Source organism: Microcoleus sp. S13_B4 (genome assembly GCF_036700885.1).
Lineage (GTDB): Bacteria > Cyanobacteriota > Cyanobacteriia > Cyanobacteriales > Microcoleaceae > Microcoleus.
In genome coordinates, this window is record NZ_JAUBPU010000107.1 from 1 (window position 1) to 8,437 (window position 8,437).

8 protein-coding genes are annotated in these 8,437 nt (G+C 44.9%); 2 read left to right on the forward strand and 6 right to left on the reverse strand.

The genetic code is table 11. The features are described from left to right. Window positions 1–60: 60 nt before the first annotated feature. Entirely contained in the window at window positions 61–666 is a 606-nt protein-coding gene (locus QT994_RS26960; RefSeq protein WP_333180093.1) for a transposase family protein, read from the reverse strand. Between the two features lie 93 nt (window positions 667–759). On the opposite strand from QT994_RS26960, the gene QT994_RS26965 reads away from it, so the two are divergent. After that, on the forward strand, window positions 760–1,575 hold the full coding sequence (locus QT994_RS26965; protein ID WP_333180095.1) for a KilA-N domain-containing protein: 816 nt from the start codon (window positions 760–762) through the stop codon (window positions 1,573–1,575). A 597-nt stretch (window positions 1,576–2,172) separates the two neighbouring features. Here the strand turns inward: QT994_RS26965 and QT994_RS26970 are convergent. Beyond that, window positions 2,173–2,985 carry a leucine-rich repeat domain-containing protein gene (locus QT994_RS26970; protein ID WP_333180098.1) on the reverse strand — a complete coding sequence of 271 codons (813 nt, stop codon included), beginning with the start codon at window positions 2,983–2,985 and terminating at the stop codon, window positions 2,173–2,175. A 508-nt stretch (window positions 2,986–3,493) separates the two neighbouring features. Beyond that, window positions 3,494–3,895 carry a hypothetical protein gene (locus QT994_RS26975; RefSeq protein WP_333180100.1) on the reverse strand — a complete coding sequence of 134 codons (402 nt, stop codon included), beginning with the start codon at window positions 3,893–3,895 and terminating at the stop codon, window positions 3,494–3,496. Between the two features lie 297 nt (window positions 3,896–4,192). On the opposite strand from QT994_RS26975, the gene QT994_RS26980 reads away from it, so the two are divergent. Then, complete coding sequence (locus tag QT994_RS26980) at window positions 4,193–4,849, forward strand: hypothetical protein (protein ID WP_333180102.1); 657 nt, start codon at window positions 4,193–4,195, stop codon at window positions 4,847–4,849. 430 nt (window positions 4,850–5,279) lie between these two features. Here the strand turns inward: QT994_RS26980 and QT994_RS26985 are convergent, their stop codons facing one another. The 3 genes from QT994_RS26985 to QT994_RS26995 form a co-directional block, all read right to left on the reverse strand. Beyond that, complete coding sequence (locus tag QT994_RS26985; protein ID WP_333180105.1) at window positions 5,280–6,659, reverse strand: Rieske 2Fe-2S domain-containing protein; 1,380 nt, start codon at window positions 6,657–6,659, stop codon at window positions 5,280–5,282. A gap of 248 nt (window positions 6,660–6,907) precedes the next feature. Next, on the reverse strand, window positions 6,908–7,510 hold the full coding sequence (locus QT994_RS26990; RefSeq protein WP_333180107.1) for a GIY-YIG nuclease family protein: 603 nt from the start codon (window positions 7,508–7,510) through the stop codon (window positions 6,908–6,910). Window positions 7,511–7,633: 123 nt separating this feature from the next. Further along, window positions 7,634–8,359, reverse strand: a complete 726-nt coding sequence (locus QT994_RS26995; protein WP_333180110.1) for a group II intron maturase-specific domain-containing protein — start codon at window positions 8,357–8,359, stop codon at window positions 7,634–7,636. Between the last annotated feature and the right edge of the window lie 78 nt (window positions 8,360–8,437).

Genomic DNA, 8,437 nt, shown 5'->3' on the forward strand with positions numbered 1-8,437 from the left:
TATTTTAAAACTACGACTCATAAACGCACCATACAAGCTATCTCTCTATTATATGCAACTTCACATAAAATTGGTATCAATCCCCTGATATCCCTTATCTGCTAATAGTTCTGTCTTTTTTCCTAGGTCTATCTGACTTTCTTTCCAGATTCTAAAATCGTGTACCTTCCCTTTCCTGACTGCGATACAGATAATTTCTTTCGTTTTTTGATTTACCAAGACTTGTGATTTCACTGTATGGCACTTTTGCTTGCCACTGTAATATCTCTTCTGTTTTTTTTTTTGTCTTTCTACCTCATGTTCTGCAACATCCACCGCTAGTAATTCTGTCTCTGAATCTATCTCTTTTGCTTTTTTATTCCCGCCCACATTAAATAATCCTGACTTAATTAATATATTTTCAACCTTTTTGATATTTCGGAGTACATTTGTTTCATCCAATCCCCAGCTTACTCCTATATGAAAATGAGTGCGATACTCCCGCCAGTACTCTAAGGTCATTAACACTTGATCCTCAATGCTTAATTTACTCGGTCTGCCCCTCTTTTTTGCTAAAACTTTTTCCGCCACCACTACTTTTACCATTTGCTCAAATGTTGCTGGAGTGACACCACATAAACGTTTGAACTCTGCAGGCTCTAGATTCTTAACTTGTTTGTCACTCATTTTAGATTAGTTGAATTTCTATCTATTTTACAACTCTCTCAGACTTTCGCAGGAGGTCTATTCTATAAATTCATGCCATTAGAGAATTAAACGATGTACATAGACCACAAAATCGGTGATTTAGTTGTCGAGCAATGCCAAAATGATGGTTACATCAATGCAACGAAGCTAACTAAAGCTTACGAACGAAAAACCGGAACTCGCAAGAACGCTACAAAATGGTTTGAAAACGATCGGACTATTCAATATATAGAACTGCTATCAGATAAAACAGGGCTTGAGGTATACGACCTAGTACAAAAAAAAGGAAGCGGGAGAAACCAGGAGACTTGGATTCATCCAAAACTAGCTATCTCTTTTGCTATGTGGCTCTCGCCCGAATTTGAGATGATAGTCTCTGAATGGGTAGAAAAATGGCTGACAACTGGGCTAACTCCGGTTTACGAGACCGTTCAATTGCATCCTTACCAACGTGTTTGGTATCAAAGATTAACTTTGTTTGAACAAAATACCAAGATGCCGCGGGGTAAGTGGTGTATTTTTGAGCAGATAGCCGGACTAATGAGAGATTTAGAGGCTAAAGGCGTTTTACTGCCCGATAAAGCTACTATAGATATTTCAGTAGGTCAAGCGTGGTGTTATTGGCTGAGGGGACAAGGATACAATACCGATGAATTCGAGCAGTACATCCATCATTATCCCGACCGCAGGGGAGAGCAACTTGCAAACGTTTATCCCTTCAACTTGCTGGGAGAGTTTCATCAGTGGCTGCAAGATACATACATTCCCGACAAATTCCCTGAATATGTCAGAAAATTCAGCACGGCAGAAGAATGCAAATTAATTTCGGATGCTATAGGATGCGACGTAAAGCCCATTCAAAAAAGGCTCAAAGCAAATCAGTCTTAGCCTGGAAGGCGAGTAACTTTACTGTTACTGTCAAGCAACGCGAGAAGTATACCGAATAATGGTAAAATGACCGCCGAGCGCTTACAAAAACTGCTTGAAGTCGAAGAAGATCACAGCAGTCAAATCCAAGGGGAATTAGCTGCTGCGATTGCCCCTCGGAACTAGGAATTAGACCAGCCTCTGTTGCAAGGTCTTCAACAGAGTCCAGCATGTTTAATGAATGCGGTTTTGCTGTTGGCGTCTTTGACCGGACGCTGGTATGTACAGCCCGATGTAAGCTCCAACCACAACTTTAGTCAAGTCGCCAAACATCGGTCGGGTACGCTCGGTCTATGACGGCTAGCACCACGGAACCGAGAACGAGTAGCAGAACGACAGCCCCTAAGATGCGGGTTTGCGCGAAAGGGGTAACAGATTTTCTCTAGTTGGGGGAGCTAAATCGGGATATGGAAGTTTACAATTTTGTGCAATCAAACAAGCCCCGCGTCAATTGCACAATCACCACAACCGCAAGTACAAGTACAGCCTTTAGTTATCAATCAAGTTGCTAGTCCGAGACGACATAAAATGTCCCTAAACATCTCTAATCCCGAGGATTTAAAAGTTAAAGAAGGTGAGAGGCGTGTAGCTTTTCTCCCAATGGCAAATAGAGTTTAACAGTGGGCAAATATTGTTAGGAACGGGATTGCCGTATAGATGGACTCCCCTTAATTGGGAAAGCGTTTCCAAGGGGTTTATATCACTTATTTGATTGTTGGATAGGTAGAGGTACGTTAATTGGGAGAGGGATTGCAGAGGTGTTATATCACTTATTTGATTGTGGGAAAGGGAGAGTCCTTTTAATTGGAAAAAGGATTGCAAGGGTTTTATATCACTTATTTGGTTTCTGTAGAGGGCGAGTAGCCTTAGTTGGGAGAGGGATTGCAGGGGTTTTATATCACTTATTTGATTTTTACCGAGGTAGAGTGTCTGTAATTTGGAAAGGGATTGTAGGGGGTTTATATCTCTTATTTGATTGTCGGAGAGGTAGAGGTACGTTAATTTGGAGAGGGATTGCAAGGGTTTTATATCACTTATTTGATTGGCGGAGAGGTTGAGTTTCGTTAATGAGGAGAGGGATTGCAGGGGGTTTATGTCTCTTATTTGATTGGCGGAGAGGTTGAGTTCAGATAAACTGGTTAGCTTCAGATTAGCTTGTTGACAATCAAAAGTCTCCGCTTTTTGTAACAGCACTTGAACAGTATGTTTAGTATCGGCTGTCAGATTTCCCCGATTGAGACACCAATCAGTAAAGGTTTGGAAATTTTCTGCCTGTGGTTGAAGTGCTAATGCTGAATTACTCCACCCCGAAACAGCGATCGCTATCCCTGTCACTAAAATCGTCTGTGAACATACAAATATTAATTTCATATTAAGTTTTCCCCAGCCTTTAACACTGGAGCCTCCTAGTATCTAACTATGATACTGCCCGCGATCGCTTTACAGATAGCCATCAAAAACGCACCGCGATGCGTTTTTCCCTGTGATGCTACCCCTCAAGCTCCTTAAGCCCCTCTTCCAGCAACAGCCGTACAATATCAACCTTTTTGCGTCCAGTCCTCGCGGCTAATAAGGAAAGCTTACGGTACAGTTTCAATCCCTAGTAGGGAATGTGGTTTATTGCGGCTTAGGAGCTAGGAGCATCAAACCCTTGCAGCATCTACGTTACAGCAGAAAAATCTGACACTCCAAATTTTACACTTACTGATTCCCCCGTCGCTACGGGCAAAAACAAAAACGATATTTATGTCGTTTTTGTTGGAGAATAATTAGTTAAGTAAGCGTCGAACCGGGAAACCAGACTTTTGAGAAATCTCCTCACGGCTCATCGATCTGCCTTCCATGTCAGCCCGCTCCCATGCCCTTGATCGCATGAACTCTAGTTGCTCAGCAGTCGGGAACAAAACCGGCTCAGGGACTGGTTGGGGCGATCGCTTTGTTCGAGAATCAGAATGCTACACCGCACCATCGACCCACCCACACTCCGCACAATCCCAATACACTGGGGTATTTCGTACTTGGGGAACTGATGCGAGCACTGGGGACACCGGCCGGTAAACTGTTCCAAAGTCCACCGCTGCCTCGGTTGCAGGATAAGTTCGCCGTTGTAGTAGCTTGCACCTTCGGGTTCCCACAGTTCATCGGGTTCAGCGTCGGGGTTTTCTCGAAAGTCAAGGCAAGTATCGGCGTTGGGGCCTGTGGGATGCACGGCACAGATGAGGTATGGGTTGCGGGCGTAGAGGAGGCAACGATGGCTCCGCCCCGGCTTACGCCTACGCATTCAGGAAGTTTGGGCATGGCGAGGGTGTTGAGGTTTTTGGTCTGGGTTTAGTTTCCCCAAAATTGGGGTGTTGGGAGCGATAGCATTCGCGTCAAGACACCGCTGCTTTACCCGCATCAAGAATACGTTATCCGCTCGCCAGGACTCTCTGATTTATTGTTATGACAGTTTTGGTAGCGAGTGTCGTTCTTTGGATGAATTCTGCTTCCGAGTGGAAGCTTTATTTTCCGATATGTTAGTGTTGGCTAATTTTAGCTTAATCTGATTCTGATAGCCTATTGCATCGAAGAAACCAACATGAAAAAGTTAATACCCTTACTATTGGGTGCTGTATTCCTGTGCAACACTGTTGCTTGTCAGAAATCAAGCGAGCCGCTCGCCAACACGAATGCTCCGGCTAATAATCGCCCCAATCCTGTATCTAAGCAAAACAGCCCTACGTCCAGTCAGCTTAAAAATCAGGCAGCGACCGTCCCTGCTGGAACCAGTTTTGATACCATTCTCCAACAAGATTTATCCACGGGTAAAAACCGCGACAACGAGCGTTTTACTTTGCGAGTCAAAGGAGGCAATAAAACTCTTAAAGATGCCGTGATACAGGGACATCTGGAGGATGTCGTCAAAACAGCTAAAGGTAAAAAAGCGAGTTTGCATTTAGTTTTTGATGATATTCAACTCGCAGATGGCTCAGCTTATCCCGTGGATGTTACTTTAGTGAATACTCAGGTAGAAACAAAAACCAAAGGCAAGTTTGTTCAGAATGCTGGCATTATTTTAGCTGGAGCAGCGGCCGGTCATTTCCTCGGCAATCAAGCGAAATTCAAGCATGGTGCTGTAGCTGGGGGTGCAGCAACAGCGGCTTATGTCTTGTCTAGTCCCGGTGGTGAAGTTGTCCTTAAAAAAGGAACCAATGTTAAGCTGAAACTTAAAACGCCTCTCGATACTAGCCCATAATAAATTGTGCTTTTTTAGACTGCATCGATGTAGAGAACGGAGGCGATTGAGTACCAATCGAAGGAGCTCGCTCGTACAGAATAATTTGCCTCCGTTGAAGGTAACAGTAGAAAAGATTTTATAGGAGTTGGGAAAGGCGTGAGTTCAGCACTCTTGTAGGGAGCGATCGCTCTCGTACCAGACGGTAAAACCCTCGCCTCTTCCAGTGCTGATAAAACAGTGATTCTGTGGAATTTGGATTCGGTAGGTGCAGGGAACAATTTCTAGGGAATTGTAAGTAGAAATAGGGGGAACAGCCGGGATGCGTCACCCCCTCAGATGTTTGAGGTATTGCTGCAAAAGTTCGTGAGGGCGTTTTGAAGCAGTCACCCCCTAAAGAGCATCAAACTGGCTTGTGAAATTTTCATAACTCCCCACAAAAAATTAACACTTACTTCTTCTGGGGTACATTTCGAGGCGGGACTGCACGACCTTCATAAAACCTGCGCTCTAAGTTACCTAATCCCCACCATGCCAATGCAGCAGTAATCGGTAGCAAATTTAGGAACACAGAAGCATGATTCGCTAACGGTAAAACCGCCCATAAAATGATGCCCAAGAATGTCACAATCAACCGAATTAGTTTCAAGTTGGCAAGCGCACGCCGGCAACTCCCACAATTGACTGTATGCGAATGATAGCGATCTAGCAATACTTCAGTAGATAGGGGAGGTGACAGTGATTCCCCAGGAAAAGGATCGGCAGCAAATTGATTCACCCATTGACGTAAGTGGGAGACAAACGTATCTGCTTTAGTAGGCAAATAAAACGCCTTACTAAAGCGTTCACTACCCCCTTTGGCTTCTAAGTAACGCTCTTGGTAATGCAAGAAGATTTGGTCATCTTCTAAGATATTATTTTGCCCAATGTGAGAATACCAGCGCGGGGTGAGTTTGATAAAAAAGGCGGGAAGAGGCGAGGAAAACTTGAAGGGAAACCGAGCAAACACCCGACACTCACCCTTACGAATGGGCGTGGCATAAACAACAGTCATTGTTCTGCCAAACTGCTTTGAGGTCAGGTCATGCCACATTAAATTGGGAGCAATAAAGCGAGTATGTTGCTGCCCTAGCGTGCCTTTGCGTGGGCCTTCTTCCCACAAGCCGGTGAACCCTTGCTTGTTTGATGAGCACACTTCTAACTCAACCGGGGCAGCATTTGCGCGGTTGCCGACGGATTCATGGTGTGTAAATGGCACATGACTGGCATCCAACACATTTTCCAGTAGTGTCAGCGCATCATAGGGCAGATCGCGAAATGTGTTGAGGCAAATCCATTCTGAGGGCGATTCCTCAAGCGGTTCAATAATTGGGACAGCCACTTTTGGCGCCTGGTCTGGTTGACCCGGATAAACAAACAGCAATCCTTGGCGCACCGCAGTCGGTAATGATTGAACACAAGCCCGTTTTGATTGTTGTGGCGTTGTCCCAGCCACTGCTTGTGGGATACGCTCACACGCGCCATCGCCTTGAAATGCCCAGCCGTGATAGGGACATTCCAGCAATCCGTCTTCAGCAATTCTCCCTTCAGAGAGGGGCGCTAACCGATGGGGACATTGATCCTCAAAAGCTCGCCAGCAGTTAGCTTGAGTGTCCCACCACAACACCAGGTCTTGACCTAGCAGGGTAAATTTATTGGGCTTAGTCTTGTCTAAATCTTCAACATAATGGACAGGATACCAGGCTTCCTTGCAGTCAAATCGAGTTGGGTCAGTGCCGCCGGCAAAAAGTTCATTCGGCTGGTTGACTGAGACTTGCGCTTCGGTCAGCATATTCAAACGATTTAAATTTGGCTTAAGAACAAAGATACTTTACACATCTTAACAACTCACTCACGTCATGCAAGGAGTGATGATTGTGCATTGCCAATATGAGAGCGATTCATGGGGAAGTCAAAGGCTGCTGAGTTTCCCGGCGCCGGCACATCGCAGGTCATAATAATAGCAATTCTCTAAACGCTCACGACTTTATTAGTTCCGAATTAGAACCGGGATGTAACCAGTGTAGCGATCGCACTTCTTCACTTCCTACCCCAGTTGCCGATCGCATCCGACTCAACAGCCGACAAAACTTTTGCTTCCATCCCGTACAAATCATTCAGCACCGCCTTGACGTTCGGAAACGCAAAATACTCCGTCAGCTTGCCAATGCGGTAATTAAAAGGTTGATATCGGTGCTTGAAGTACAACTCCACATTCCCCCGGCGTTCCCACAATCCCAGTAAGTTGATAATGACATCCGAGTAATGAGCTTTCACATCCCGCTGTACTTCGGCGATTCTCTCCTCGATCAGGCGAGTAGTAATGCCAATTTTATAGAACGTTTGACCGTCAGCTTTTACCTCCAGAAAATAGAGCGCGTTCACCAAAATCCGACGAAGCTGCGCTCGATAAATCTGTAAATCAGCCCGCCGTTCTTCCAAGCAAGATAAACCCGCAGATAAAGCAATCTCTACAGAGCCTTCCAACTTCATCAACTCTGACAGCAGCAGCGGTTCTTGGACTTTGTTGAACAACGCTAGGGGAAGCGCACCCACTGGGATTTTACCCAAGTCGGTAAAGTGATAAGTGCGATCGCCCGACGACTCCACCAATCCTTTGAGCTCCCACCGAAAACTTACCAAGTCTTTGGGAATCGGTCGGTTTTGAGCACCGTACTCTGGTTGAGTCGATGTGGGGTATTATCCCCAGCACCTCTCAGTTAGAACTGGACGTGCCCGTTTCCGTGCATCCAGCTCCCGATATTCTTAGGGAGTGACCCTTTTGCTCATGTGTGAGTAGTCATGACAGGATTCGTGGATTGCTAGAAGATTTTTAGGTTTCCAGTTATCATGATTCTCGTCGATGTGATGTAGATTTACTCGCTCGTCGCTCATAAATTTCATCCCACAATGACCGCATGAATGGTTTTGCTTTTTAAGGGCTTTAGAGGTCAAATCATCGTATAACTTACTATTGCGTTCGCTCCAATAAGTTAAATCTCCGTCATAGGGCGATTTATCCCCTTTGACGGAGATGTGTTTGTTTTCGGAGTAAGGAACCGTTGGAAATGCCTTCTTAACAAGCTTAACGCTTGATTCTCTGGTATTTTTGGATTCCTTGTTAAATACCGTGTATGTTCTGTGATTTAAGAACCAAAGTGAAAACCTTGCTCCTGACATATCACAGAACCTATGGTAATTTCTCCATCCTCTAACTATTGGTGCTAGCTTTTCGGCTTTTACCTTAGAACCATAATTCGAGCAATTAACGATGTTCTTTACCTTCAAACGGAACTTTTTAAAATTATCCACTGAGGGGTAGCTTTTACATCTTCCGTCGCTTAACACTTTGAAGTGCCAGCCGAGAAAGTCGAATCCATCTGTCGTAGCGGTAATCTTGGTCTTCTTAGCACTTACCATCATTCCTCTTGCTGCTAAAAAATTATCAATTTCGGCAAGTATTTTGACTGCATCGTCTTGAGGTCTAAGCATTAGTCGGGTAAAGGGATTACATCGCTGTAACCCCCTCCCCTCAAAACCGGACTTGTACCTTTCAGCACATCCGGCTTA

Coding starts and splice junctions, on each gene's coding strand:
- QT994_RS26975 (WP_333180100.1), bottom strand. CDS start 3,895: ATGCGTAGGCGTAAGCCGGGGCGGAGCCATCGTTGCCTCCTCTACGCC.
- QT994_RS26980 (WP_333180102.1), top strand. CDS start 4,193: ATGAAAAAGTTAATACCCTTACTATTGGGTGCTGTATTCCTGTGCAAC.
- QT994_RS26970 (WP_333180098.1), bottom strand. CDS start 2,985: ATGAAATTAATATTTGTATGTTCACAGACGATTTTAGTGACAGGGATA.
- QT994_RS26995 (WP_333180110.1), bottom strand. CDS start 8,359: ATGCTTAGACCTCAAGACGATGCAGTCAAAATACTTGCCGAAATTGAT.
- QT994_RS26960 (WP_333180093.1), bottom strand. CDS start 666: ATGAGTGACAAACAAGTTAAGAATCTAGAGCCTGCAGAGTTCAAACGT.
- QT994_RS26985 (WP_333180105.1), bottom strand. CDS start 6,659: ATGCTGACCGAAGCGCAAGTCTCAGTCAACCAGCCGAATGAACTTTTT.
- QT994_RS26965 (WP_333180095.1), top strand. CDS start 760: ATGTACATAGACCACAAAATCGGTGATTTAGTTGTCGAGCAATGCCAA.